Genomic DNA, 25489 nt, shown 5'->3' with positions numbered 1-25489 from the left:
CAAGATCCTCGATACGCCGCCACTGATCGGGTGTCAGTTCATATCGCTTGTTCATCCGTCGGCCTCCAGATCATCGAATCTGGAGGCCTATGAATCACACATCACCGCAAAAATGAATCCTGAATGTCGATTGGCCCTAGGGCGGATTCCGTGGCTGAGCCACGGCAATGTCGTCAGTGCCGCGCTCGGATGGTCGGCCTGGGTTGGCTACAGCACAGCGGCGCCGATCGAAACACTGGCCATGCTCAGGTATCTCGGGCCGCAGATTCCCTTCATTTACGCCGCCGGACCGCCGCTGGGACAGGACGCCATCCAGCTCTCGCTCGGCGGCTATGCGATGGCATTTCTGATTCTCGTTGTGATGATCGTCATCAATTTGTTCGGCGTTCGGTTCTTCGCCGCGGTGAATACAGGCCTCACCTGGTTCAAGGTTGGCGCGCCGCTGGTCGTGGCGCTGGCGCTAGCGTTCAACCGCTTCGAATTCGGCAACTTCATGGCTCACGAATTCGCGCCGTTCGGATTACGCGGCATACTGGCCGGCGTGGCCAGCGGCGGGGTCGTCTTTGCTTTTATCGGCTTTCGCCACGCGATCGACATGGCAGGCGAGACCCGAAATCCGCAACGAACGATCCCGGTCGCCCTGATCGGCTCGGTCATCATCTGCCTCGGCGTCTACCTGGTCGTCCAAGCGGCCTTCGTCGGCAGCTTGTCGCCCGCGGCCTTGGCGAACGGCTGGGACAATATCAAGTTTCCGACGCACTACGGAGCCTTCGAGGCAATAGCGATGGCGGTCGGGGTGCCCTGGCTGATGGCGGCGATCTACGGCAGCGCCGTCCTCGCACCCTTCGGCGGCGGGCTGGTCGCGACCGGTTCCAACGCCCGTCTGGCCAAGGCGCTGGCGGAAAACGGCTTCTTTCCGAAACTCGTTGCCAACCTGTCATCGCGTGGCGTGCCCGTCAACGGACTGCTCATCAATCTGGCCGCGGGAGTAATTCTTCTGATTTTCGTCCACCTCGAATCCTTGGTATCGCTTAACTCGTCGGCGATCGTCCTGTCGTTTACGATTGGCCCCGTCGCTCTCTATGCCCTGCGCCTGCAGGCCCCAAATATGCCTCGCCATTTCCGGCTGCCGCGAGCCCGCGGCGTAGCCTGCGCGGCGTTCATCTTGGCGACTTTGATCCTTTATTGGAGCGGCTGGAATACCTTGTGGTTCCTTGGCATGGCCTTGGCCTTCGGCCTCATCCTGTTCACCATCATGCGGCTGCTCGCCGATCCGGCGACCCGGCCGCAGCTCGATCTGCGCGAGTCGATGTGGTTGTGGCCCTATATTCTCGTCATGGGGCTGATCTCGTATCTCGGCGCGTTCGGCGGCGGGCTCGGAATCATCGAATGGGGTATGGGCGTATGGGTCCTAATCGTGGTCGGGTTCGTTTTCTTCTTCTGGGCGGTCAAGTCGAGGCTGCCCGATGATGCAGCCCGTTCCAATATTCGCACGGCTCTGACCGCGCCCGACCTCGAAATCGATGAGGATCAGAAGCAATGGCTGAATCAGGACTTGAACCAAACCTGACGACCGAGTGATGACCGACCGCTATCGACAGTTGGAGGCGACTTGGTTGCGCGGCAACGACTTCCGCCGGCCGTGCAGCCGACCATGAGGTGACATGGGACTGAAGCTTTATGACTATCTCGATTCGGGCAACGGCTACAAAGCGCGCTTGCCATTGACCCAGCTTTGCATTCCGTTCGAACCGGTCACGGTCGATATCCTGGCCGGCGCCGATGACCCATGACAGGATTCCAGCCGGTCCGGCCAATTGGCTGACGAACAGGGGGACGAACAGCCAGCCCGAGCCGAGCATGCCGCTCAGCGCGACGAAGGTGAGACCGATCAGGCCAATCGATCGATCGAGGCGCATGCTCACTCCATGGCCGTTGCCGAATCGGGTGTCGGAATCCTCAATGGCATGGCGCACCTGGTTTCGCCGTCTACCTGGTCGCACCAATCCGGTAACGGAAACACGGGAATGTTAGCATCGACGGTCGGGTAGGTCAGTCTTTAGCCGCGTCGGGGGCGTTCTCGACCTCTTCGATCTTAGCCCTGGCCCGGTCGTCGGATAGGCGCGACCGGATCGCCCAGACGAAAATCGAACAGCTCAGCGCTGCGATCAGCGCGAGATCCCAGCCGGGCGGGATCGTTCCGGTGCCGCCGCCGAAATCGCCAAGATAAGAGATCACACCCATCGCGGCCAAAAACACCGCCACCCAGTAGGATTGGCTGAGATCGAGCGCGGGACGCGCTTCGGCGCCGCCAAACAAGCGCAGGACAAGGAACAGGACCACTCCGGCCGCGAGCGTCAAGCCAAGGACGCTTATCGTTTGCCAGCCGCTCCAATAGACCACGTAGGTCGAGAGAACGAAACACACGCCCGAGAAAATTCGCACCACCGGCACCCGCATTTTTCGGGGGCGTTCGGGGATTTGCAGCCGCAGCGCATAAAGCGCCACCGGGCCGACCAGGAAGGAGACGACGACGGCGGCGCCATTGAGGGCGACCAGCGCGGGCAGGTCCAACATGAACACCAACATTGCGCCGGCCGCGAAATTCACCAGCAATCCATAGAACGGCACGCCACGGTCCGACAGCCGGGCGACGAAACCGGGGAAGAACCCACTGCGGGCCAGCGCCATCGCGAGCCGCGCATTGGAACCGACGGCAACAAGCGCGCTGCTGAATGGTGATATGACAGCGCTGCCGTAAATCACCGCCATCAGCCAGGGCAGGCCGATCGCCATGGCGATGGCGGCGAAGGGACCGTAGAGATGATTGATGCTGAGACCGGCCCAGCCCTTGGAAAGTTCGGTCGCGGGGATGCCGCCGACGAAGGCGATCTGCATTGCGCCGTAGATCACGGTGCCGACCACAACCGAACCGGTAAGCGCGATCGGGATCGTCCACTGCGGATTGCGGGCTTCCCCGGCAAGATCGATGACGTGGCGAAACCCGATGAAGGCGAAGACCACGCCGCCGCCCGAGACGGCCGCCATGACGCCATCGAAGCCTTGAGGGGCGAATCCGTGAGAGGAAAAATTGGACGGATCGAAATGGGTAACAATGATGGCTCCGGCGATGGCGACGGGCGCGGCGATCTTGAACCAGGTCAGGCTGGTATTGATCGCGGTCAGGAAGCGGACACCGATGGCGTTGATGATGACCATCGCGCCGAGCAGGGCGACGGCGAATGCAACGCCGGCCGCCGAAAGATCGGCGGTGCCGGATGCTGTGTCGGTCGCGGAGAAGATGAACGGTATCGCCGGGCCGAGGTATTTGAGGATCGCCAGCACGTCGATCGGGGCCATGGTCGCGTAACCGACCCACGCCACTCAACCCATCGCGGCGCTGACCACATTGCCGTGACTGAACAAGGGAACACGCGCCAACGCGCCGGAGACCGGCAACATGGCGCCGATCTCGGCGTAGCAAAGCGCGATCAGCAACATCACCATGCCGCCGATCAACCACGACAGTATTCCCGCCGGGCCGGCGAGTTGACTGACGAAGAGGGGTACGAAGAGCCAGCCCGAACCGAGCATACCGCTGATTGCGATAAAGGTCAGGCCGATCAGGCCGATCGAACGTTGCGGGCGCACGGCTCCCTTTCCGATGGCGGGCGCCGGCATGGCGCGGTGGGACTGTCCCGATTGCCGGATTCTCGGCGCCATGACAAGAAAAAATAGGGGCTAGGGAGCCCGGGGCCTATGGAGACCGAAATCTGTCGCGGTTTGGGCGAGGCGGTCCATGGCGGGCCTCTTCGCGACTATTGTTCCGCGTCCTCCAGGGAATAGCCGTGCTTGATAAGACCTTCCTCGAGATAGTCGCTCAGCATCGGCGAGCCGGTGAGGTAGTCGGCGGTGCGGTCGTTGTGCCGGTCGCGAGCCTGGGCCACGGCGTCGGCCCATTCCTCGATGATGTAGTCGCCGCGCCCAAGCCAGAACAGCGCGACAAGGTTGATCTTTTCGCCGTCATTGAGCCCGTCGATCGCGGCGTGCAGTTCGGTTGCCGTCGGGTCGTTGCTGTAGTCTTCGAGGATGTCGCGATAATCCGCGTCGTCCGGATCCGGATGGTGCTCGGGCCCGGTGTCCTGGGCACCGACCTTGACGTCGAACTCGCGCGCCTTGATCAAGATGTAGCCGACTTTTTCGACTGCGATTCCAAGCATGGTCCAACCCCGCGACTGGCGCTATTGCGATTAGCTCAGATTGCCCCGCGGCGGTCGGCCGGTGCGTTGATCTCGATCAATGGGAGGAGCGACGGGTCATCGCATGGCGCCGCCATTGGCGGTAGCGATAGAACGCCCACGCGAGTGGCCACAGCAGCGGGCCGAGAAAGCCGGCGTCGAAATCGATGTCGTCGATATAACGGGAAGCCGAGGCCCCGGCCTCGGCAATCGCGACGCTATGGTCCCAGCGTCTGATCCAGGTTCCGGATTCCCGCGTTCGGATGGTGCGGGTCGCAGCATCGACCTTCGCGACGAAGATCTGTTGCCTGCCGAGCGCCAGCCATCCGAACAGCCGGCTCTCGACAACCACCGTCCCGCCTTCGGTCCAAAAGTCGGGCAGAGACGTTCCCGCGGCGCCGTGGAAAACGAGGAACGGCGCTGACAACCTGTTCAATAACGAGACCTCCTGCTCTGCCGCCCACGCCGCTTCGGCCGAGCAAGCGAGGCGCGTTTCCAGTCTCAGGTGCACGGCGTCTCGCCTCGTCGCCGACGACAGCGGCAGCCCGGAGTCTACGACACCGCGACGATATTGTGCTCGGCGCCAAAGGGAAAGCCGGTGATGTTCTCGCTGCCGTCCGCGGTAACGACCAGGATGTCGTGTTCACGATAACCGCCGGCGCCGGGCTCTCCTTCGGGGATCATGATCATCGGCTCCATCGACACCACCATGTTCGGTTCGAGCACGGTCTCGATGTCTTCGCGCAGCTCGAGGCCCGCCTCGCGGCCGTAATAGTGGCACAGCACACCGAACGAATGGCCATAGCCGAAGGTGCGGTAGTCCAGCAGGTCATGGGCGCGGTAGATCTCGTTGAGCTCGGTGGCGATGTCGCAGCAACGCACGCCCGGCTTGATCAAGTCGAGACCCCGGCGGTGGACCTGGCAATTGATCTCCCACAATTCGAGATGGCGGTCACTGGCGTGGTCGAGGAAGAGCGTGCGCTCCAGGGCCGTGTAATAACCCGAGATCATCGGGAAGCAATTGAGGCTCAGGATGTCGCCCTTCTGAACCCGGCGCGAGGTCACCGGGTTGTGGGCGCCGTCGGTGTTGATCCCCGATTGGAACCAGGTCCAGGTGTCCATCAATTCGACATCGGGATAGGTGCGGGCGATCTCGCGCACCATGGCTTGGGTCGAAGCGAGCGCGACTTCGTACTCGGGAACGTTCTCGCCGACCGCCTCGACGCAAGCCGCGCCGCCGATATCGGCGATTCGCGCGCCGTTCTTGATCACCGCGATTTCCTCGGCCGACTTGACCATCCGCATCCGCATCGCGGCCTTGGCGATGTCGACCAATTTCGTATCCGGCAACGCGGCCTGCAGTTTGTCTCGATTCTCCACCGAAATGTGATCGATCTCGATGCCGACGCGGCCGCGGTTGGGGGTCTCCTGCTGGATGGCGCGGAAATAGTTGTCGCGCTGCCAATCGGTAAAGATCAGGTTGTCGCCGAAGGTGCGCCGCCATGGCTGTCCGCCGTCGATATTGGCCGACAGGGTGGTCGATTTGTCCTGGGTGACGACCAGGCCATAGGGGCGGCCGAAAGAGCAGTACAGGAAGTCGCTATAGTAGTTGATGCAGTGGATCGAGGTGAACAGGACGGCGTCGATATCCGCGTCCGCCATGTGGGCACGGAGGCGGGCCAGGCGGGCCGCCATTTCCTCGGCCGAGAAGGTGGGGGTCACCTTGTCGCCGTTGTGGATTGTCTTGAGATCCTTCATGTCCATCGCCCCTTGATGCAACATCGTGAGTCTGCGCGGTCTGCGCGCATGCTTATCTCACAAGCGATGGCGAAGGAATAGGGAAGACCCGGGGGCGTTCCGTGAGGCCGGCACGATGGTCGGTTGATCGCAACAGGTCTCAGAAAATGTAGAAGACCAATGTCGCCGGCCACGATAGGCCCTCGGCGATACTTTCGCCAAAAAGCATATCCATCGGCAGTCCGGCACCCCATTTTGCGATGACCAATTGGGTCGCGCGCCCGAAGGCGCAAAGGGCATATGCCGCGGCGACAATCGCCAGAGAAATCTTGGGCATGGACGCGCTTCCTTCGGCCCAACCAATCGAACGCGCTCCGCGTTATCGGACCAAGATTGCTCCGACAACGCCGAACTCTAGGTGATCTTTGGTTACCGAAAGGTTAACCCGTCGCTGCCGCGGATCTACCAGAAGCGCACGCGCCCGGTATCGACGTGGATGAATTGCGACTTGCCGTAATAGCCGACGCCGCCCCGTTGTAGCCCGATCGCCGCCTTTTGCAGCTTGCGCAGATCGCGGCCCGGAAGGCTGATATCGACCGCCTTGCCCTGCATGTGCAGGCTCTTCTTGGCCACCCCACGGCTGTCGGCGCGCAGTTTCGCGTTGGTCTTCGGCGAACGGTAGCCGGAGATGACATGGAACGGCTCGTTGGAGTCCATCAAGCGACGCAGGTCGTTCAGCAGGTCGAGCACGCCGACGTCCATCTGGATCGTATCCTCGGCCCGCCAGTCGCGGAGAATATGATTGATCTCCTTCAGAGGGCCGGCCAGGTATTGGCCGTTTTGCCAATACACGCGAGCAAGATTCTCGCCGGTATGAATGTTGTGGAAGCGCAATACGCGCTCGCCACCGACGATTCGCGCCGCCGCGCCCAACGGGCTAAGCGCCGTCAAACCCGCGACCCCGGCGACCAGCAACTGGCGCCGGTTGACCCTCATGAATGTCGTGTTCGTTGCGTTGTCTGTCACGCTGTCCCTCGCTTCGTCTGACTCCCTGCCGCCTCCACCCAGGCTAGCGGCTACACGTTAACCTAAGCTTGGCGTCGTGCCAAGTGCTTGTTTAAGCTCAGACTCTTGGTGAGGCCAAGGCTTCGGCCAGGAGCTTGTCGCGGCCGTAGATATCCTCGCGGAAATAAATACTGCCATCCTTGTTCACCCAATTCGTCAAATAGGTCAGATGAACCGGGATCGTCTGTCCGAGGTTGACGATCTTGCGGTTTCCCGACGCCACTTGAGAATCGATACTCGCGCGCGTCCATTTCGACATCTGGCCGAGCACGATCTCGGCCATGTCGAGCGGGTTCTGCACGCGGATGCAGCCATGGCTGAAACTGCGTTTGGCGCGGCCAAACAGATGCTTCGACGGCGTGTCGTGAAGGTAGATGCTGTGCGAGTTGGGAAACATGAACTTGACCCGGCCGAGGGCATTACCGTCGCCCGAATCCTGACGGAACTTGTAGCTCATGCCGCGCGGCGAGACCTGTGACCAATCGACCGTTTGCGGGTTGACCTCATAGGCATTGGCCGACCAGTCGCTGAAGACGCGAATGTTTTTGCTGGCCAGATAGTTGGGATCCTTCTTGACCGACGGCAGGATCTCGTTGCGCGCGATCGACGGCGTGATGTGCCAATAGGGGTTGAGCACGACATAGGTCATGTTGCCGCTGAACACCGGCGTCCTGTGGAAGGGCGTGCCGACGACGACGCGGGTGTCGAAGATCGTCTTGTCGCCGTCGACGAGCTTGAGCTCGAATCCCGCCATGTTGACGAAAATGTATTGTTGACCAAGGTCGTCGGGCAGCCAGCGCCGGCGCTCCAAATTCATGACCATGGTTTCGATGCGCTCCTCGACCGGGACGTTGAATGCGGCGCGCGTGTTCTTGCCGACCGCGCCGTCCTGTTCGAGGCCGTGCCGATATTGGAACCACTTCATCGCTTCCTCCAGTTCGGCGTCGTAGAACATCGGGTCGGTGGCGTTATCGGCCTTGAGATCGCCATGCGCCAGCAAGCGCCGGCGCAGGATCGGGACCCGCGGATCGGTCATCCCCGGCTTCAAGGTTTCCCCGTCCGGCAATTGCTCCCAACCACCATTCTTGGCGATTTTGCGATATTGGGCGATCGCCTCCACGGTGCGCCGATATTGGCTCGAATGCGGAACCAAATCGTCGAGCAAGCCCGACATGTCGGTGGTCGCGGCGGCGGCCGAAATCAGGGTCGCCCTGTCGGTCTTGCCGTGATCGATGAACAATTCCGGGTTCACCCGACTCGGCGCCACCCGGCCGTGCTTCAGGTCCTGACCGTAGCGCAGCAGGCCGAAGCTCAACTCGACCTCCAGTTCGGCGAGCCCGGCCGTGTCGGTGGCGCCCTCGAGCGCCGATATCCGGTCGACGAAGTATTCGGACGGGACCAAACCATGGGTATCGGCGCTGTGCAGCCGGCTCGAAAGAATCTCTCCGGACATCGTCATGCCGGCTTCGCTCACCCACACGGGTTGGTAGCCACGCCCGGCATAGAACTCGGACAGGACGGTCAGGTCTTCATCGGACCCGGGCTCCATCGATACGTTCAGGAGGTCGAGACGCTCCTGGACGGCGAGTGCCACGCCGGCGGATTGCGCCGACGCGCCAGCGACGGTCAGCACCGAAAAGAGTCCGATCAGGAGAAGGTGAAACGCGCGAAATTTTTCATGCATGGCTTAATCCCGGGTTGATGAAGCAGGGCTGAATGTCGCCACCCAGCCGTCGCCGATCGCGGTCGATTATAGCGTCGCTTGTCGGCACGTGCATCCATCCTCGTTAACCGCCGTGCCGCCGCCGTCAGCGATATCGTGAAACGGTCGAGGGATCGGTTCGAGGTGGCAGCCGGCCCCGTTTCCGAGGCCTTGTATGCGATCGGATGGGAGTATGAGAGCGGTCGGCGATGACCGTTAGGCGACGGCTTCGGCCAAGAGCGGCTTCAGCGACGGGTCGATCTCCCGGGCATTCTGCTCGATGAAGGCCAGAAGGGCGCGTTCGTTGGGATGCAGGCGGCTGTCGCGTCCAATGCGGTCGGCCAGCCATCGGGCTTCGCCTGGATCAAGGTTTTCCCGTTCCATGGCCCCGCGCAACTGGTCCGCCTCGCGTTTCGCATCCTCTTCGGCGCGCCGCGTACCGAATGGGTCGGCAGTGCGCCAGGTCTCGGAGGGATCGAGCCTCGCGACTTCGCGTCCGACTCCAGCCAAGAGCCGACCAATGCCCCGACGTTGCTCGATCCATTGCTCGCGTCGCCGGGCCTCCTTGGCGCTTGGGACGAGCGGCGCGCCGCGCGGAAACAGAAGGTGGCTGGCAACCGCCTTGACGAAAAGGTCACACCATTCCGGCCCATTGTCGGCGTCGGCGGTGGCGTCGTTGAGGTCGAAAAGAATTTCGGCCTCGCGGCGGGTGACGGTGAAGCCGCCACCGCCGGCATCGGCGTATATGACCTTGCGGATCAGGATGACGTCGGCGGCATCGATGACGCCCTGCCGCCGGCCTCGTCCGTAGGCCGCGGTGTCGGGGTCGAGGACGCTGTCGCGGACCGCCCGCAAGGCGATGACCGCGAGGTCCTCGGGGCATGAACGTGCCCAATGAATGACGTTGATCAACAACTCCAATTCGGTGCCGCTGTCGATACGGCCGTCGGCGCAGATGTTGTCGATCAGAAAACGCGCGTTCTCTTCGCTGACATATTTCTTCGGCTCTACCTTCCACACCACATGGTCGGTGAGCGCTTCGACATAGAACGCGTTCCAAGACTCGTGCTTGGCCGGAACCGTGCGGTCGATACGAAAGATAAGCTCGGCCTCGCGCCGATCGGCGACGCCGTCGGCGAAGATGTCGCGGCGTAGCGCCCGAACATCGTCTTCGGTGATCGCGCCCTTGTCGGCAAGGGCGTCAAGCGCGCGCGTGCCGGAAACCGTCTCGTCCATGGCAAATCCTCCGACCGGCCAAATGCCGGTAACGGCGGCCATGGTGGCGGGATTTCGCTAATTTTCCGCTAATGGGAGAAGAGGCGGATCGGGCGTTCGAACGATCAGCGCTCTAGAAAATGTTGCCGAAGATTTTCTTGACCCGGTCGACGAAGCCGCCCTCCGGTTCGCCTCCGGTCGCCGGCGCGGCGGTCGGGACGGTGTCGGCGCCGTCGGTGGCCGGTTCGCCGCCGTCATCGCCGTCGGTGGTCGGGGTCGTGGTGGCGGCAGCGGCGGTCGTGCTCTCGGTGGCCGCGGGAGCCTCGGATACACCTGACGAGGCCGGCGGCGGTCCGCACAGCTCGGCCTGATCGCAGGTGCAAATGTAATCGTCGCCGACAACGCTGCCGGTGTTCGCCACCCAGCGGCATTGCGGGTCACCGCCGCTTGCCTGGGCGCCAACGTCGTCGGCCGGCACGCACTCGCGTCGGGCGCGGTTCCAGACGGTTCCGTCGGGACAGCAGGTGAAACGGTCGGCGCCTTCGATTTCCGCGGGATAGCCGCCTTCTTTGGCGCACATGGCGACGGCATCCTGGACCACGACGTCGGCGCTGACGCATCCGGTCTCGTCCTGGTTCCAGACGTAGCCGTCGCGGCAATTGCACTCGAATTGGTTGGGGCCGCGGATGTGCACGGCGACGCTGTTCGGATAACCGGATTCGCAGACCCGGTTCGAAGCTTCGCGCACCGCATCCTGGCTCACGCAGGCGGCGTTTGCCGGGTCCCACATGTAGTCGCTCGGGCAGACGCAAGTATAACGGCCGGTCTGTGGATTGAACTCATCGACAATGCTGTTCGAGTGTTTCTGGCGGCAGGTCGCCTCGGCCTGGGCCAACTTTTCGGCGTCGCTCAATCCGCACCGCAGACGGCCCGCCTTGAGGTCCTGAAGTCCACGAACCAGGGACACGTGGCTGGCGTTGGTGAGATTGGCCAACAGCAGGTCGATGTCGCCGTGGTTGCAGCTCGACAAGGCGGAATCCACCAGCACCAAAGTGCTGCGCACGCGGTCGGTCTCGTCGAGGCGGGACTCGATCTCGCGCCGCAGGGGCAGGCAAAGCGAGCGATCGATCTGCGCGATCTGGTCCAATTGGTCGAGCGCCTGTTCAAGCCTGGTCTGCGCCGCCACCAGCTGGCCATTCTCGAATAGCGGCCACGCTTCGTCGTTGCGCCGCTGGGCGGTCGAAGCGGGGACCATGACCCGGTCGAGGGCGGCCTTCGTGTTACGCAACAGAACATGGCCTTGTCCGTCGAGCTGCCGACTCATCGAGGTCATGGCCGGAATGTGGCAGAGCGAGATCGCTCCATCGACATATTTCAGCGTCTTGCGTAAAATTTCGATGCGGTCCGCTCGGCGTTCGATCTGCTCGAACATGGCGACGCATTCGGGCCGTTCCGCGAGCTCGCGTCGGGCATCACCGAGGCGCGCCTCGGCGATGTCGATATTGCCCTCGAAATACTGTTGTTTTGCGGCGTCGCCCAGGTTCCACGCCGCGCTCACAGGCCGAAAGTACGAATCGACTTCGCCTTGCTTGCTGCGTAGCAAGCGGTGATCGACCGAGCTGAGCCGCGCCGCCAACCTGTCCAAATCCTCGGTACCGCAGGCAGCCATGGTCCGGTCGGCGTCAGCGAGCAGACCGCGGACGTTGCCAATCTGTTGGGCGGTTGCGGTTACTTGCTGGCGCAATTGGCCGCACACCGCGCCGTTGATCCGCGACAGCGCATCGGCGGCCCGTTGCTGCCGGCTATCGGCCCGGTCCAGGTTGCCGGTCTCGTAATTTTCGCCGGCCTCTTTGAGCGAGGCCAAGGCCTCCGACAGGGGGTCGGCCATGGCGGCAACGCGGTTGCCGGCCTGGGCGAGGAGAACATAGGTCTGGCCCTCGAGCGTCGAGCCGACGGCCTGGAGATCGGGCAGGCTGCAGGCGGCGACCGCCTGTTCGACCTGATCAAGGGTTTGCGATGTCGTTTCGATCGTGGCCAGTTGGGAGGTGACGCCGGTGCGCATGCCGTCGCACAAATTGTCCTCGATCTTTGCGAGCTCTTCGGCCGCCGCCTTATAGGCGATCGCCGCGGTCGACAGGTCGCCGGCGTCGAATGCGGAGCGCGCCCGTTCGCTAAGGTTATGGGCCGCGGTCGCCGGCGTGTTGACGGCGGCTATCCGGGTCAGGCGGCCGGCCAGCAATGTATGGCCGTGACCTTCCAATTGTAACCCCATGGCCGTCATCGCCCGAATTTCGCAGGCCGCAATCGCCTCATCGACGCGGGACAGGGCCGTGCGCATGCGGTCGATCTTGCCTAAGCGCTGAGCAATTTGTTCCTTGAGCGGGGCGCACGACTCGATCCGCGCCAATCGGTCGCTGGCGTCTTTCAGCGTCTGTTCGGCGTCGTCCAGCCGTCCGGCAAGATAATGGTCGACCGAACCGTCGTTGAGCGTGTTGGCATCGGCCACCGGGGCGCCGATGTCGAGCAGGGCGGCGCGCTTGGCGACCAGGAGGGTGTGATCGGCGCCCTCGAGCCGGGCCGCGAAGGCTCTCATATCCGGCACGTTGCAGGCGGCGATCGCGCGGTCGGCGCCGGCCAGTTTTCCGCGGACGTCGGTGATGCTGTCGAGCCGGTTCGCGACCTGCGTCCGGATCGGCGCGCATTGGGTCATTTCGGCGATCGTCGCAAGGCTCGCCAAGGCCTCGTTGGCGCGTGCCTCGGCGGCATCGAGATTGCCCTCGACATACTGGTTCTCCGCCGTGTCGGCGAGCCGGCGCGCGGTGGCGACCGCGTCATCGATATTGCCGATCGTGCCGCCGCGGGCGGTGAGCAAGATGTGCTCTTCTTTCACTAGGCGATCGCCGATGTCGCCGAGATCGGCGACGACACAGGCGGCGATTGCCCGGTCAGCATCGACGACCAGGTTGCCCACGCGATCGATCTCCGCCAGCTGTTGGGCGACGCTGTCGCGAATCGACGGGCACAGCTGCAGGTCTTCGATCAGGGCGAGGCGCGATTCCGCATCGCGCAGCATCGCCTCGGCGTCATCGATCTCACCCTTTTCGAACGGTACCCGGGCACCGGTGGCGAACGCGCGGGCCGCGGCGGCCGGCGTATTGACGGCGTCGAGCGCCGCTTTCTTACTCGTCAGCAAGCTACCGGTCTCCGCTTCGAGCCGGCGGCTGAGGGCGGTCATCGCATTGATGTCGCATGCCGCAACCGAACCGTCGGCACTGGCGACCAGTGTCATTTGCCGATCCACTTCCCGGCGCTGCTCGGCGACGGTCTGACGCACGTCCAGACAACGCTGGACATCGGTAATGCTTGCGAGTTGCTGCTCCGCCTCCGTGAGATCCGTCGCCGCCTGCTCAAGCCGGCCGGCGACCAACGCCGCTCCCGCCGCCGCGCTCTTTTGCGCCGCGATCGCCGCCGGCTCGGCCATGCTCTCGAGGGTCTCGACGCGTCCGGTTAGCAAGACATGGGTCTGCCCGGCGAGTTGCTGGCGCAGCGAGGTCAAGGCCGGGATATTGCAGGCCTCGATCGCACGGTCGACCTGGGCCAGGACCGTGTTGAGGCGCTCGATCTTGGCCAAGGCGGCTTCGACGTCCGCCTCGCGCTCTTCGCAATGGGTCTGCTCGGCCAACACCAACAGCGTCTTGGCTTCGTCGAGCTTGCCTTCCTCATAGCGCAGGCGCGCGGTTTCGAACGCGGTATTGGCACGATTGAGCCGTGACAACTCGGCCACCACCTTGCGGCCGTCCCGGTCGATCTGATCGCTCATGCCGACCAGGCGCCGAAGATGATTGCGTATCGATTCAAATCTGCAGGCCGCGATTGCCGCCTCCGCGTCGGCGACCGAAAGTGGCCGGCGGCTAGCGGCGACATCGGCAAGGACCGGATCCCCGACCGCGACCGTTCCCGGGACGCCGCGCTGTGCGGCAACCGAAAGCGTTTCCGGATCGGTGACATCCAGGTCGGATAATTGCCGCTTCGCCGACAGGACCGGAAGCGCGACCAAATTGCCGATTGACGGCGGTGTGGCCTCCGTGCGCTCGATCGCCGCGCCGACGACCAACGGCGCGCTGATGCTGATCGCGTCGGGCGGCGCGCGCAAACCCGAAACCGCGATCTCGGTCGCAGGCGGCACCTCGATGTCGCGTTTTTGCCGGGTCGCGCTCAAATACAGGGCCAGCAAATCGGGGAATCCCGATTCTTTGGGCGCCATCCGCAACGGTCCCACCCGGATGGCGATGGGATCGAAAATTGCGATCTCGCCGCGGGCCACCGGCCGAGCGGAGACCCGTATGCGCTTGGCCTGTGGCGGCTCGATGATGTCGGGAACGACGTACGGCGCGCGCGCGTCTCCGCTCCGCGAAACCGGAGCCGAGGCCCCGGTCGTCGAGGTTTGAGCGTTCGCCGACAGGCTCCCGGCCGCCATCGCCACCGTCAATGCGACTAGGGTGCGAAGCCAGAATGCGATGCCGCGTTGCATTACGCCGTCACCACCGCAACTCCAATCTGCTTATTCGCCCACCGACGCTTAGTTGCCGAAGATGATGTACTTGGCCCAATCGTCGATGATCTTGAAATCCTCCGAGGTGTAACAGTGGAGTGTCCGCTCTTGTTTCTGACCCGGCTCCAACAGCAGTGTCAGCGCGGTGCCGCCCTTGCCGTCGCTAGAAAACGGCAAGGCGATTTCGGAGAAATAGTCGCTCGCCGTGCCCATGTCGTCGAGCTTGATCTCGCCACGGTAGACCCGAAGATAGTCGTCCCTATAGCGCATCATCGCTTGTTTCAGTCCGTTCGCATCCTCGCTGCACAGACAGTTGAAGGTGAAGGTCACGGACGCATCGGCGGGCTGAAGTTCAACGTCCTTCTGGATGCCCTCGGCACAGGCGACCGGGACGACCACGGGCTCGCGCTCGCGCTGGATCGACAATAGCGGTGATTTACGATCGCCGGTGATCTCGCCGTTGCCGTCTTCGCCGTCCTTGGCGGCAGCGGGTTGCTGTTGCTCGGTCTGAGCAATCGCCGCCGGCGTAATGCCGAAAACAAATGTGGCGGCGAACAAACCGGCCAAGGCAACCGCCGCGCCCTTGGCCCACCGCCTGGCGGTGCCAGGTTTAGTAGTCATCACATCGTCTCCCGATTTTGACTTGGTCGTGCACGATCAATCGAACGTGTTGAGATCCTCCAGGTCACCAAGGTCGTAAGTCGAAGGATCGTCGGTAATCACGATCTCCGGCTCCTCGATTGCGCCTGGGGGTGGTGATTCGGTGGTTTCCTGAACAGCCTCGGAGCCGCCCTGACCTTCGAGTTCGGCCTCCAGGCGCTGGACCAGTTCGTAGGTGACTTCTCCGGTCTGCTCGATGTCTCTCTCATCCTGATAGCTTCGGATTGCGCGTGTGGTACTCGGTCCCATCGCGCCGTCCAAGGGTCCCGGATCGTATCCCAAGGTCGTTAAGGTGCGTTGAACGCTCAGGATGATGTCGCCGTTGGGCTCCCAATTCGGTGGCGGCTTGGCGCCTTCGGCCGCGGCCGCCTCTTCCTCCGGGGCGGGCGGCAGCTCTTCGGTCGCCTGAACACGGATCAGCGACGAAGGCGGCGATACGGGCGCCGCGGCATCGACGCCGCGCGCCATCAGCAAATACGAGATCGTGGCGACCTGGACCGGCGCGGGCCGCGAGGTTGCGCACCGTTCGTCACAAGTCTCGATCGCCGCCGGCGCCGCCGCGAACGCGCTCGCCGCGGGAAGCATGAGACCTATGGCCGTTACCGCAAACCGGTTCATTTGCTACTCCTTCCCTCCAGTAGGATTTTGGGTGGACCGCCGCAAAACGATTCCGTTCCGTGCCCGATGACAGCGGAAGCCTGTCGTCTCCCTTGAAGCAATACCCTTATTAACGCCCGCCAACCGGCCGCATCATGCCCGACGAAGGCGTCCCAACGCAAGCTAAAGACCTATTTCTGTTCAACATTCTTTGCTGGACCAAGTCCAAAGCGCTATGCGTTCATGTAGCACCATTCTGCCGGAGGCATTTCTCGCCATGACCAGAAAATCGCCGCGGAGCACATCCCGAATGCGGTCGAGGCGGTTGACGCCGTCATGGCGAAAACGGCCCCGGCCCGACAGGGTTGCGTTCGGGCGGGCCTCCGCGTCGTTGCCGTCCTCACCCGATGCGTCGGCATCGCGTTTCGGACGGCGCCTTGCGGGCCGCCGCGCCCAACCCGCAACAGAATTGATTCTACATGAACACATAACACTCTAGAATCCAGTGTACGGCGACGGCGTGGGAGCTTGGTGTGACAATGACCTGACCCGAGGCGCAAGGTGTCTGTTTGTGACGAGGAATTGAAGACGACGCCGTGGTGGTGGGAGGCCGCGCCCCGTCGCGCCGTCGTTCCCGCGGAATTGCCGCCCGAGGTCGACGTCGTGGTCATCGGCGCCGGCTACACCGGCTTGTCGGCGGCTTTGACCTTGGCGCGGGCGGGCCGCGGCGTCCTGGTGTGCGAGGCGGGAGATTCCGGGGCCGGGGCCAGTTCGCGCAATGGCGGGATGATCGGCAGCGGTCACCGCTTGAGCTTCGCTTCGCTGGCGGCGCGCTACGGCGAGAGCCGGGCGGTTGCCATCCTGCGCGAAGGCGGCAATGCGCTGGAATTCACGACGGCTCTGATCGAGAGCGAGCAGATCGCCTGTCAGTTCCGCCGTACCGGCCGGTTTCGTGGCATTTGCCGCGCGGTCGATTACGAGCCGGCGGCCCGCGAGATCGACCTGCTACGCCGCAAGATCGGCCTCGACGCGGATATGGCGCCGCGCGCGGAACAGCGCCGGCACGTGGCGACCGATTTCTACCATGGCGGATGCGTCTATCATCGCCATGGGGGCCTCCATCCCGGTCTGTTCCACGACGGTTTGCTCGAACGGGCCCGCGCCGCCGGCGCCGTCGTCGCGGCGGCGACACCGGTCACCACGGTGACCCGTGACGGCTCCGGGTTCGTCATCCAAACCGGTCGCGGATCAGTCCGCGGCGGCGCGGTCATCGTCGCCACCAACGGCTATACCGGCGCCGCGACGCCGTCGTTGAGGCGACGCATCATTCCGCTGTCGAGCTATATCATCGCCACCGAAGAACTGCCCGCCGACCGGGTCCAGGCCCTGTTTCCCAGCGGCAGCATGATCGTCGAGGACAGGGCGGTTCACGGCTATTATCGGCCGTCGCCGGACGGGCGGCGCATTCTATTTGGCGGCCGCGCGGCGCTCCACGCGATCGACCCCAAGCGCGCCGGCCGCCGCCTCTACCGCTACCTGATCGGACTCATGCCCGATCTCGACGGCGTTGGGATCACGCACAGCTGGACCGGGCACATTGCTTATACGCGGCGCGACATGCCGCATCTTGGCGTCCGCGACGGCATCCACTACGCGCTCGGCTATTGCGGCTCCGGCGTCGCCATGGCGCCCTATCTCGGCTATCGCATCGCCCACAAGGTTCTCGGCACGACCGAAGGTGATACCGCATTCGACGGCGTCGATTTTCCCGCCGTGCCCTTCCTCGCCGGCGATCGCCGCATGCTGCCGCTTCTCGACCTCTATTTCCACGCCCGCATGCGATTGTTCGGATAGCCCGCCGCAGCGGTGCCGATCGGCGGTCCGTCGATCGCCGGCATGGCGCTCAGGCGGTGCAGCACGAAGTTACCCCCGGCGCCGTCATTCCACCGTTGACAGTTTCGCGAATCCCATGTGTGCTGAGTCTCAGATTATCAGCGGTCACCGGACCGCCGAAAGGAACAAACCCGATATCGCATGCGAGAGGGAGGCACGATGAAACGCCCAAACAAGACATTCCCGGTGAGCACCTTGGCGGTCGCCGTCATGCTGGCGGGCGGCCTTTTGGCCGGCAGCGCGTCGGCGAAGAACCTGGTCTATTGTTCGGAAGGCAGCCCGGAAGGGTTCAACCCGTCGCTGTTCTCCGCCGGAACCACGTTCGACGCATCCTCGCGCAACGTCTTCAACCGTCTGGTCGAGTTCGAGCGCGGCACCACCAACATCGTCCCGGCGCTGGCCGAATCGTGGGCGGTCTCCAACGACGGCCTCGAGTACACCTTCGACCTGCGCAAGGGCGTGAAGTTCCACACCACCGACGATTTTACGCCGACGCGCGATTTCAATGCGGACGACGTCGTCTATACCTTCGAGCGCCAGCTCGACCCCAACCACCCCGATCACCTGGTGTCGGGCGGCTCTTACGAATATTTCATCTCGATGGATATGCCGAATATTCTGAAATCGGTCGACAAGGTCGACGACAACACCGTCAAGTTCGTGCTCAACAAGCCGGAGGCGCCCTTCATCGCCAACATGGGCATGGATTTCGCCTCGGTTCTGTCGGCCGAGTATGCCGACAAGATGCGCGCCGCCGGAACGCCGGAGAAAGTCGACCTGAACCCGGTCGGCACCGGACCCTTCCAGCTCGTCAATTATCAAAAGGACGCGGTCATCCGCTACAAGGCCCATCCCGATTACTGGGCCGGCGCCGCGCCGATCGACAATTTGATCTTCGCCATTACGCCGGATGCTTCGGTGCGCTACCAGAAGCTCAAGGCCGGCGAATGCCAGGTGATGCCGTATCCCAACCCCGCCGACCTCGATGCCATGAAGAAGGAGGCCGGCATCAACGTCCTTGAACAGGAAGGCCTCAACGTCGGTTATCTCGCCTTCAATACCGAGAAGCCGCCGTTCGACGACAAACGCGTACGCAAGGCGCTCAACATGGCGGTCAACAAGGACGCGATCATCGACGTCGTCTTCCAGGGCGCGGGCAAGGCGGCCAAGAACCCCATCCCGCCGACGATTTGGTCGTACAACGACGATGTCGTCGACTACCCCTATGATCCCGAGGCGGCCAAGAAGCTACTCGAGGAAGCGGGGGTGTCGGGATTGAAAACCAATATCTGGGCGATGCCCGTGCAGCGGCCCTACAACCCTAACGCGCGCCGCATGGCCGAGATGATCCAGGCGGACTGGAAGAAGGTCGGGGTCGATGCCGAGATCGTCAGTTTCGAATGGGGCGAATACCTCAAGCGATCCAAGAACGGAGAGCACGATACGGTGCTGCTCGGCTGGACCGGCGACAATGGCGATCCGGACAATTTCCTGTTCGTCCTGCTCGGTTGCGAGGCGGCCAAGGACGGGGCCAATCGCGCGCGCTGGTGCAACAAGGAGTTCAACGATCTGCTCCTCGAAGCCAAGGCGACACCCAACCTCGAGGCACGGACCAAGCTCTACGAGCAGGCCCAACTGATCTTCAAGGAAGAGGCGCCGTGGGTAACGATCGCCCACTCGGTGGTGTTCAAGCCGGTCAGCGACGACGTCGTCGACTTCCGCATCGATCCCCTCGGCGGGCACGTCTTCTACGGGGTCGACCTGAAGGAATAAGCGCCCAGGTAGCGCGGCCCCGACGAAACGCCTGATCTGTTTCGCTGGGGCCGCGGCGCCGGCGCCCCGCCATGCTGCGCTATCTTGCGGCCCGGTCACTGTTGATTTTGCCGACCTTCATCGGCGTCACGCTGATCGGATTCGCCTTCATCCATCTGATACCCGGCGATCCGATCGAGGTCATGGCCGGCGAGCGCGGGCTGTCCCCCGAACACCACGCCGAGTTGATGGCCCGGCTCGGCCTCGACAAGCCGTTGTCGGAACAATATCTCGGCTATCTGTGGAACCTGCTGCACGGCGATCTGGGCAAATCCCTGGTCACGCGGAGGCCGGTCCTCGACGAATTCCTGACCCTGTTCCCGGCGACCTTCGAGCTCTCCGTCACGGCGATCATATTCGCCATCGGGATTGGCCTGCCGGCCGGCCTGCTCGCCGCCGTTCGCCGTGGCTCGGTGGCCGACCACACGGTCATGGGGGTGGCGCTGACCGGCTATTCGATGCCCATCTTCTGGTGGGGGCTGTTGCTCATCATCTTTTTCTCCGGCTATCTCGGCTGGACCCCGGTCTCCGGCCGTATCGCCGTTCTCTACTATATCGAGCCGGTGACCGGGTTCCTGCTTATCGACACCCTGCTGTCCGATCAGAAGGGCGCGTTTCTGTCCGCCCTCCATCATCTCATCCTACCGGCCATCGTGCTCGGCACCATACCGCTGGCCGTGATCGCGCGGCAGACCCGTTCGGCGATGCTCGAAGTGCTCGGCGAGGACTACGTGCGGACGGCGCGCGCCAAGGGGCTGCGGCCGGCTCGCGTGGTCGGGCTGCATGCGCTGCGCAATGCGCTGATACCCGTCGTCACCGTCATCGGCCTACAGGTCGGCGTGCTGCTCGCCGGCGCCATCCTGACCGAAACGATCTTCGCCTGGCCCGGGGTCGGCAAATGGCTGGTCGATTCGATCTTCCGCCGCGATTATCCCTCGGTCCAGGGCGGCTTGCTGTTGATCGCCAGCCTGGTGATGATCGTCAATCTGATTGTCGACTTGCTCTATGGCCTCATCAACCCGCGGATCCGTCGTGGCTGACGACGCCCTGAAATCGTCCGCGCAGACCGGCCGCGCCGATTCCGCGCCACCTTCGTGGCTGCGCGAGTTCTGGTACTATTTCAGCGACAATCGCGGCGCGGTCGCCGGCCTGGTCACGGTGGCGATCATAACGCTGCTGGCGATCTTCGCGCCGTTGGTCGCGCCCCATCCGCCCAACGAGCAGTATCGCGACGCGCTCCTCCAGCCACCGGTCTGGGAGGCGGGCGGGAGCTGGACGTTTCTCCTCGGCACCGACGCCACCGGCCGGGACATCCTGTCGCGGCTGATCTATGGCGCGCGGTTCTCGTTGATGATCGGCTGCGTCGTCGTCACCTTGTCGCTGTCGTTGGGCATTGTCCTCGGCCTGACCGCCGCCTTCTTCCGGCCGGTCACCGAGTTCGTCACCATGCGGGTGATGGACGTCATCCTGTCCGTCCCGAGCTTGCTGCTGGCCTTGGTCATCGTTGCCATCCTCGGCCCCGGTCTGATCAACGCGATGTTCGCCATCGCCGTCGTCTTCGTCCCGCACTTCACCCGGCTGGCCCGCGCGTCGGCGCTCACCGAAATGCAAAAGACCTATGTCACGGCGAGCCGGGTCGCCGGCGCCGGGACCCTGCGCCTGATGTTCAGTACGGTGCTGCCCAACTGCATGCCGCCGTTGATCGTCCAGGCGACGCTCAGCTTCTCATCGGCGGTCCTGGACGCCGCGGCGCTCGGCTTCCTTGGCATGGGCGCCCAGCCGCCGACCCCGGAATGGGGAACCATGCTGGCGGACGCCCGCGAATTCATCCTGCGGGCGTGGTGGGTGGTCACCTTCCCCGGCTTGGCCATACTGGTCACCGTGCTGGCGTTCAATCTCATGGGCGACGGGCTGCGCGATGCGCTCGACCCCAAGCTCAAGCGAAGCTGAAACGATGGCGCTGCTCGAAATCCGCAACCTGTCGGTCGAGTTTCCGACCCTCGCCGGAAGTTTTCGCGCCGTCGACGGTGTCGATATGAGTGTCGACCCCGGCGACGTTCTCGGCGTCGTCGGCGAATCCGGCTCCGGCAAGTCGGTCACCATGCTGGCGGCAATGGGTTTGCTGCAATCGACGGCCCGTATTCGCGCCGACCGCATGGTCTTCGACGGCCAGGACCTGCTCGGCCTCCCCGCCGCGGCGCGGCGGCGCATCATCGGCAAGGACATGGCGATGATCTTCCAGGAGCCGATGAGCAGCCTCAATCCCTGTTTCACCGTCGGCTTCCAAATCGTCGAAGCGCTCCGCGCCCATCTTGGCGGCACCCGGGCGGCGTGCCGCGCGCGCACCATCGACCTGCTCGCGCAGGTCGGCATCCCGTCTCCCGAACAGCGCCTCCGTGCCTTTCCCCATCAGCTTTCCGGCGGCATGAGCCAGCGCGTGATGATCGCGATGGCGATCGCCTGCAATCCCCGCCTGCTGATCGCCGACGAACCGACGACCGCGCTCGACGTGACCATCCAGGCCCAGATCCTCGACCTGCTGACCGACCTCCAGCGCGATACCGGCATGGCCTTGGTACTGATCACCCACGACATGGGCGTGATCGCCGAAACCGCTCAGCGGGTGACGGTGATGTATGCCGGCCAGCCGGTCGAAGCGCGCAGCGTCGGCGACCTGTTCGATCGCCCCCGCCATCCCTATACCCGAGCCCTGCTCGATGCCCTGCCCGAACAGAGTGCCGGCGCCGAACGTCTGCCGACCATTCCGGGCGTCGTGCCGGGGGCCGGCGACCGCCCGGAGGGATGCCTGTTCAATCCCCGCTGCAAGCTCGCCGAGGAACGGTGCCGTACGGTCCAACCCGGGCTCGAGTACAATGCCGATGACGCCGTCCGCTGCTTTTTTCCGCTCGCCGCCGACGGCGAGGAGGCGCCATGAACGGTGGCGCGTTGTTGCGCGCGGCGGATCTCGGCCGCGATTATATGATCAAGCGGCGCCCGCTGCGCGCGGTCGACGGCGTCAGCTTGTCGCTGACACCGGGCCGCACCTATGCGGTGGTCGGCGAATCAGGCAGCGGCAAGTCGACCCTGGCGCGGTTGGTGACGATGATCGAACCGCCGTCCGCGGGCCGCCTCGAGATCGCCGGCAGCGACGTCGTGGCCGCCGACCGGTCGGCGCGTCGGGCCTTGCGGCGCGAGGTCCAGATGGTGTTTCAGGATCCCTACGGGTCGCTCAATCCGCGCAAGAAGGTGCGCGCCATCGTGCTCGAACCTCTCGTCATCGACGGCGCCTTGAACGCCGCAGAGCGGGGGCGCCGGGCGGAGGAGATGATCGCCCAGGTCGGGCTCCGCCCCGAGCACCTCAACCGCTACCCCCATATGTTTTCCGGCGGCCAGCGGCAGCGCATCGCCATCGCCCGTGCGCTGATGCTGCGCCCGCGTATCGTCGTCGCCGACGAGCCGGTGTCGGCCCTCGATGTGTCGATTCAGGCCCAGGTTCTGAATCTGTTGAAGGATCTCCAGGACGCTTATGATCTGGCCTATCTGTTCATCTCTCACGACATCGCCGTGGTACGGCACATGGCCGACGAATTGCTGGTGCTTTATCTCGGCCGGCCGGCGGAGCAGGGGCCGGCGAAGATGATTCTCGCGCGGCCGGCCCATCCTTATACGCGGGCGCTGTTGGCCAGTACGCCGTCCACCGATCCGACGCGGCGCGGCCGCAGCCAGGCGCTCCACGGTGAAATTCCGTCGCCGCTCGACCCGCCTTCGGGATGCGCCTTCCATACCCGGTGCGGCCACGCCACCGACCGTTGCCGCACCGAGCGTCCGGACATGCGCGAAATCGCCGGGCGCGAAGTCGCCTGTCACCACGCCGAGACGGTTCTGGCGGGGCTCGAAGAGTCCGCCACCAAAGCGTAGATTACGCCGATATTTCTGACCCAAGCTGCCGGGCCGGACAAAGGGGTACAAGGAATGAGCGATAGCGTGGAAATTTTCGGCGAACTCGAACCGGAGCCACGGCTGCTGATGGGGCCGGGCCCGGTCGATGTCTACCCGGCCGTGTTGCGGGCGATGTCGGCGCCGATGCTGGGCCAGTTCGATCCCCAGTTCTGCGACTACATGAACGAGGTCATGGCGCTCTACCGCCAGGTCTTCCGGACTGGCAACCATTGGACATTTCTGGTCAACGGCACCGCCCGCGCCGGTATCGAGGCCTGCCTGACCTCGATGATCACGCCCGGCGAAAAGGTGCTGGTGCCGATCTTCGGCCGTTTCGGTCATCTGCTGAAGGAGATCTCGGAGCGTTGCGGCGCCGAAGTGGCGACCATCGAGACCGATTGGGGCACGGTGTTCGATGGCGACGCGATCCGCGACGCCGTCCGCGCGCACCGGCCGCGGGTGGTGGCGCTGGTTCACGGCGACACCTCGACGACCATGGCCCAGCCTTTGGCCGAGGCCGGCGCCATCTGCCGCGAGTTCGACGCCCTGCTTTATGTCGACGCCACCGCGACCCTCGGCGGCAACCCCGTCGAGGTCGACGGCTGGCAGCTCGACGCGGTCACCGCAGGATTGCAGAAATGCATGTCCGGTCCGCCCGGCTCGGCGCCGACGACGATCAACCAGCGCGTCGTCGACGCGGTCAATGCACGCAAGCATGTCGAGGAGGGTATCCGCGCCAGCGGTCAGGACGAGGGCGGCGGGCCGCGCATCCAATCGAACTATTTCGACCTGCCGATGCTGATGGATTATTGGAGCCCGCAACGGCTCAACCACCATACCGAATCGACGACCATGCTCTATGCGGCGCGGGAATGCGCGCGCATCGTCCTGCGCGAGGGGCTGGAGGACGGGTTCGCCCGTCACCGCTTGGCCAGCGACGCCATCCGTGCCGGGCTCGAAGCGATGGGCCTGGAACTCTACGGCGAATCGGCCCACCGTATGGCCAACGTGACCGGCGTCCATATCCCGGGCGCCGTCGACGGCGACAAGGCACGGGCCGAGATGCTGACCGATTTCGGCATCGAGATCGGCACCTCGTTCGGGCCGTTGCACGGCAAGATCTGGCGTATCGGCACCATGGGCCACGTCTGCCGCAAGGCCAACATCCTGCGCTGCCTGTCGGCGCTCGAAGTGGTGTTGCGCCGCAACGGCTACGCGCCGCCCGCCGGCGCCGGCGCCGATGCCGCCTACAAGGTCTATGGCGCGTAGTGCTCGAAGCCCAATCGGCGATCAGGGAGGAAACAATGGCTACGAAGCACGTCACGGTCGAACGCGCGGGCGCGGTCGCGATCGTCCGCTTCGAACGCGCCGATTGCCGCAATGCGTTCAGCTTGGCGCTCATCGAGGAACTCACCGAAGCGGCCGATACCGTCGCCGGTGACCGGGATTGTGGCGGTGTCGTGCTGACCGGCGGCGGCGGGGTCTTCACCGCCGGCCTCGACCTTCGCGACCCAGGCTGGCGCCGCGCCGACGGGCAAACGCTCGAGGCATGGCGGACGACGATCCGCGCCGGCAATCGGCTGTGCGCGGCGTGGGCCGCTGTGCCGCAATGCACGGTGGCGGCGATCGAAGGCTACGCCGTCGGCGGCGGACTGGCGTTGGCGTTGGCGCTCGACTGGCGGGTCATGGGCCGTAGCGCGTTCGTCACGTTGCCGGAAATCGAAATCGGCCTCAACCTCGGTTGGGGCGCCATCCCAAGGCTCACCGCGCTGGTCGGACCGGCGCGGGCCAAGCGGGCGGCGATCCTGTGCCAGCGCATCGCCGCCGACGAGGCCCTGCGATGGGGTCTGATCGACGACGCGGCGGACGACGGCGAAGCGGCCGATCGAGCGGTCGCGTTGGCCGAGCGGGCGGCATCGATGCCCGTCACCCCGGCACGGATGACGAAAAAGACCGTCGATGCCTTCGCTTTGGCGCTGGCGCCGCTCGCCGAGCACATGGACGGCGACCAGGGCGCGCTCACCTTCGAGAGCCCGGAATTCACCGCAACCCTCGAACGCTTCGCCCGTCGTTGAACGA

Annotated in this window: 21 protein-coding genes and 1 pseudogene; 10 read left to right on the top strand and 12 right to left on the bottom strand. The window is 64.2% G+C overall.

From position 1 onward, the window contains the following. Window positions 1-130: 130 nt before the first annotated feature. The gene (locus GY791_11730; protein MCP4329095.1) at window positions 131-1570 is read left to right on the top strand and encodes an APC family permease; all 1440 of its coding nucleotides are present in this window, start codon (window positions 131-133) and stop codon (window positions 1568-1570) included. Window positions 1571-1664: 94 nt separating this feature from the next. Further along, window positions 1665-1778: pseudogene (locus tag GY791_11725) on the top strand (glutathione S-transferase family protein). 274 nt (window positions 1779-2052) lie between these two features. On the opposite strand, the gene GY791_11720 reads toward GY791_11725, so the two are convergent. From GY791_11720 to GY791_11665, 12 genes are all read right to left on the bottom strand, one after another. After that, complete coding sequence (locus GY791_11720) at window positions 2053-3384, bottom strand: APC family permease (protein ID MCP4329094.1); 1332 nt, start codon at window positions 3382-3384, stop codon at window positions 2053-2055. Next, window positions 3385-3651, bottom strand: coding sequence for an amino acid permease (locus GY791_11715; protein ID MCP4329093.1), 267 nt, complete (start codon window positions 3649-3651; stop codon window positions 3385-3387). It abuts the gene before it with no gap. Window positions 3652-3818: 167 nt separating this feature from the next. Continuing rightward, window positions 3819-4220, bottom strand: a complete 402-nt coding sequence (locus GY791_11710; protein MCP4329092.1) for a DUF3775 domain-containing protein — start codon at window positions 4218-4220, stop codon at window positions 3819-3821. Between the two features lie 76 nt (window positions 4221-4296). Continuing rightward, window positions 4297-4749, bottom strand: a complete 453-nt coding sequence (locus GY791_11705) for a hypothetical protein (protein ID MCP4329091.1) — start codon at window positions 4747-4749, stop codon at window positions 4297-4299. Between the two features lie 41 nt (window positions 4750-4790). Beyond that, the gene (locus GY791_11700; protein MCP4329090.1) at window positions 4791-6002 is read right to left on the bottom strand and encodes a M24 family metallopeptidase; all 1212 of its coding nucleotides are present in this window, start codon (window positions 6000-6002) and stop codon (window positions 4791-4793) included. Window positions 6003-6135: 133 nt separating this feature from the next. Next, window positions 6136-6312, bottom strand: a complete 177-nt coding sequence (locus tag GY791_11695; protein ID MCP4329089.1) for a hypothetical protein — start codon at window positions 6310-6312, stop codon at window positions 6136-6138. A gap of 125 nt (window positions 6313-6437) precedes the next feature. Then, a complete protein-coding gene (locus tag GY791_11690; GenBank protein ID MCP4329088.1) occupies window positions 6438-6971 on the bottom strand; it encodes a DUF882 domain-containing protein in 534 nt (177 codons plus the stop codon). Window positions 6972-7098: 127 nt separating this feature from the next. Continuing rightward, window positions 7099-8724 (bottom strand): L,D-transpeptidase family protein, encoded by a 1626-nt coding sequence (locus GY791_11685; GenBank protein MCP4329087.1) that lies wholly within the window; start codon window positions 8722-8724, stop codon window positions 7099-7101. Between the two features lie 234 nt (window positions 8725-8958). Next, window positions 8959-9978: a hypothetical protein gene (locus tag GY791_11680; GenBank protein ID MCP4329086.1), complete on the bottom strand. Its 1020-nt coding sequence runs from the start codon at window positions 9976-9978 to the stop codon at window positions 8959-8961. Window positions 9979-10090: 112 nt separating this feature from the next. Next, a complete protein-coding gene (locus GY791_11675; GenBank protein ID MCP4329085.1) occupies window positions 10091-14488 on the bottom strand; it encodes a hypothetical protein in 4398 nt (1465 codons plus the stop codon). Between the two features lie 48 nt (window positions 14489-14536). Further along, window positions 14537-15130, bottom strand: a complete 594-nt coding sequence (locus GY791_11670; protein MCP4329084.1) for a hypothetical protein — start codon at window positions 15128-15130, stop codon at window positions 14537-14539. A 36-nt stretch (window positions 15131-15166) separates the two neighbouring features. Then, a complete protein-coding gene (locus GY791_11665; GenBank protein MCP4329083.1) occupies window positions 15167-15787 on the bottom strand; it encodes a peptidoglycan-binding protein in 621 nt (206 codons plus the stop codon). A gap of 540 nt (window positions 15788-16327) precedes the next feature. On the opposite strand from GY791_11665, the gene GY791_11660 reads away from it, so the two are divergent. The 8 genes from GY791_11660 to GY791_11625 all read left to right on the top strand — a co-directional run bounded on the left by GY791_11660 (window position 16328) and on the right by GY791_11625 (window position 25485). Beyond that, complete coding sequence (locus GY791_11660; protein ID MCP4329082.1) at window positions 16328-17620, top strand: FAD-binding oxidoreductase; 1293 nt, start codon at window positions 16328-16330, stop codon at window positions 17618-17620. 198 nt (window positions 17621-17818) lie between these two features. Next, window positions 17819-19432 carry an ABC transporter substrate-binding protein gene (locus GY791_11655; GenBank protein MCP4329081.1) on the top strand — a complete coding sequence of 538 codons (1614 nt, stop codon included), beginning with the start codon at window positions 17819-17821 and terminating at the stop codon, window positions 19430-19432. Between the two features lie 71 nt (window positions 19433-19503). Continuing rightward, the gene (locus GY791_11650) at window positions 19504-20511 is read left to right on the top strand and encodes an ABC transporter permease subunit (protein MCP4329080.1); all 1008 of its coding nucleotides are present in this window, start codon (window positions 19504-19506) and stop codon (window positions 20509-20511) included. Further along, window positions 20477-21421 carry an ABC transporter permease subunit gene (locus tag GY791_11645; GenBank protein ID MCP4329079.1) on the top strand — a complete coding sequence of 315 codons (945 nt, stop codon included), beginning with the start codon at window positions 20477-20479 and terminating at the stop codon, window positions 21419-21421. Before GY791_11650 ends, GY791_11645 begins: the two co-directional genes overlap by 35 nt. A 4-nt stretch (window positions 21422-21425) precedes the next feature. Further along, window positions 21426-22406, top strand: coding sequence for an ABC transporter ATP-binding protein (locus GY791_11640; GenBank protein MCP4329078.1), 981 nt, complete (start codon window positions 21426-21428; stop codon window positions 22404-22406). Next, window positions 22403-23389, top strand: coding sequence for a dipeptide ABC transporter ATP-binding protein (locus GY791_11635; protein MCP4329077.1), 987 nt, complete (start codon window positions 22403-22405; stop codon window positions 23387-23389). The genes GY791_11640 and GY791_11635 overlap by 4 nt, the downstream gene beginning before the upstream one ends. A 54-nt stretch (window positions 23390-23443) precedes the next feature. After that, entirely contained in the window at window positions 23444-24679 is a 1236-nt protein-coding gene (locus tag GY791_11630; protein MCP4329076.1) for an alanine--glyoxylate aminotransferase family protein, read from the top strand. A gap of 35 nt (window positions 24680-24714) precedes the next feature. Then, the gene (locus tag GY791_11625) at window positions 24715-25485 is read left to right on the top strand and encodes an enoyl-CoA hydratase/isomerase family protein (protein ID MCP4329075.1); all 771 of its coding nucleotides are present in this window, start codon (window positions 24715-24717) and stop codon (window positions 25483-25485) included. Window positions 25486-25489 lie beyond the last annotated feature (4 nt).

The sequence above is a fragment of the Alphaproteobacteria bacterium genome, assembly GCA_024244705.1.
In the GTDB taxonomy this organism is placed as follows: domain Bacteria; phylum Pseudomonadota; class Alphaproteobacteria; order JAAEOK01; family JAAEOK01; genus JAAEOK01.
The sequence above is the reverse complement of the archived record's forward strand: the minus strand, read 5'-3'. Positions and strand labels throughout refer to the sequence as shown.